This window comes from Pseudomonas sp. MWU12-2319 (assembly GCF_023242525.1).
GTDB classification, from domain to species: domain Bacteria; phylum Pseudomonadota; class Gammaproteobacteria; order Pseudomonadales; family Pseudomonadaceae; genus Aquipseudomonas; species Aquipseudomonas gingeri_D.
This window is the reverse complement of sequence record NZ_JALJES010000047.1, coordinates 1-1,967: the sequence shown is the minus strand read 5'-3', so window position 1 is coordinate 1,967 and position 1,967 is coordinate 1. Positions and strand designations below refer to the sequence as shown.

General features: G+C 45.6%; 2 protein-coding genes. Both read left to right on the top strand.

The window, feature by feature from the left end; all coding sequences use genetic code 11:
* The first annotated feature begins 170 nt into the window (after window positions 1–170).
* The gene (gene imm47, locus M5C01_RS32655; protein ID WP_178130062.1) at window positions 171–944 is read left to right on the top strand and encodes an Imm47 family immunity protein; all 774 of its coding nucleotides are present in this window, start codon (window positions 171–173) and stop codon (window positions 942–944) included.
* Window positions 945–1,238: 294 nt separating this feature from the next.
* The gene (locus M5C01_RS32650) at window positions 1,239–1,664 is read left to right on the top strand and encodes a hypothetical protein (RefSeq protein ID WP_152742430.1); all 426 of its coding nucleotides are present in this window, start codon (window positions 1,239–1,241) and stop codon (window positions 1,662–1,664) included.
* Window positions 1,665–1,967 lie beyond the last annotated feature (303 nt).

Sequence of the window (1,967 nt, the reverse complement as noted above, 5' to 3'; positions counted from 1 at the left end):
GGATTTATTTTTATATTTTTAATTTTATGAGTAAGGTACTGCTCCTGCTAGGCGCGTCGAAAATAAATCCGTCCCCTATGCTTGAATCCAAGCCATACTGAGGCTACGACGTTCCAGAACCAAGTGTTATTGTGGCAGCGGCAACAAGGGCTTCGTTAATGAGGGATAAAATGCAAAACTTTGATATCCTGCATCCAGGAGTATGGTTTGGGCCAGAATTGGAGATGCAAGAGAGCATTCGCTTGAAGTCTGTCGACGAACTTGGTGAGCTTCAGTTTCTCTGTGAACATCTGAAACGTGGTGATTTTTCGGTTCGATCACGTCTCCAGAAACTAATTGTTTCTTGTCGAGACGCCTCGGTGAGGAAGCAGGCAATCCGGCTGTATTGTTATACGGCTCGCCATCAGGATGTTGCGTTTGTATGCAATCTTCTTGAAGAGCTTGATCACGATGATATGTTGACCGTGGTCGTTACCGCGCCAGATACTCTTTCGCCAGAGGTGGTTCCCTATCTGTTCACGTTGCTTGGTGAGTATGGTGAGGTCTCAACTTCGCAAGATATATTGTCATCTATCGATAGGGTTTTTCCATGGGGTTATGTTGGTGGGGAGGTTGATCTGATAGGTCTGTCCGAGAAGTTCTCTGGATTTGCTAAGTCGCTTGTGACTGGTGCATATTACTATGAGGGTGCGCTTGCTCATCCCGGGTTACTATGCAAAACTTTGATTGAGGCCGTTGCTCAGTCGAGGCACTCAAAGAGAAAGTTTCCGCTTGCCAATGCACCAACGTTGCTTTCGGTTTGGAGTGGGGAAAAATGTCCTGTGTTTTATGGGCAAGATGTGGACGATAGGTGTATGCAGGATGTCATGGGTTACGTGAATCGAATTGCGTCGTTGCAGTGGGAAGCTGGGAGAAAATATTTCTACAGACACATAGTTGCGTAGTGTGATCCTAAAATGGGATGCGCCCTTTTCGAAGTTTATTTATCAACAAGGGCCGGTGGTTGCAAAATGAATGTGTAAAAGGGGACGGATTTATTTTTAATTTTATGAGTAAGGTACTGCTCCTGCTAGGCGCGTCGAAAATAGATCCGTCCCCTATGCTTCTGATATTATTCAGTCGGCAGCTCGGCCAAATCCGGATGTTGATACGCTACTCGGGAAATTTGGTGAATGGTTACAGAAGCAGCCTGACTCTTATGTTCAACAAAACATGCACTTAATAGGGCGTTAATGGTCATGGGGTATGTTTATTTACGACATAAAAATGATAGGCGCTGTGTTCTGGTATGTGATCGGAATTACAATCCAATTTCAGAGGAAGATGTTGGTCAGGGCAAGCCCCGAAACAAGGCTTTTTATGTCAAGTTTCCAGGTGGATTTGTAGGGGTCTATTCCTCAGTTGAAGGGCCTGTTCTGTTTGTCAATGAAGGCAAGAGTCTTTTTACTGATCCGTCATGGGCTGTGTCGGTTCATAGACAGGCAGGTGTTAATGAAGTTAGTTTTATCGGTTTGGCTCAAGGAACCCTTGTGTTCGAATATCCAGTTGTGGAGCTTGATCCGTTAGACCCTTGGTCGGAAGAGCAGTTTGACGACTTTTTTATCTGGCTAACAAAGAAGCGGCATGATCGTGAATTCATTGATATGTGGACGGAGAAGAATTGATTGATAGTAGGGGTGAAAGGGGGCGGTTTTCGATTTTAACCTGCTGTCCCTTCTTCTACAGCAGCTGATGAGTTGTAAAAGGAGCAGGCAGCGTTGTCTGCTTCTGAGATACCGCCTGTCGGGCGGGAAGTAATTTTTAATAATGTACATGGAGTGTTCATGAAAAAAACGTCACTGCTAATCTTGAGCATGATCCTGATATTGCCAGGGTGTAAATCCAACGTCAGAGACTCTTCCCCCAGTTTGCTCAAGGACGGTATCCAACTGCGCCAGAACAAAGTGACCGCCGATGCGCAGCACGCC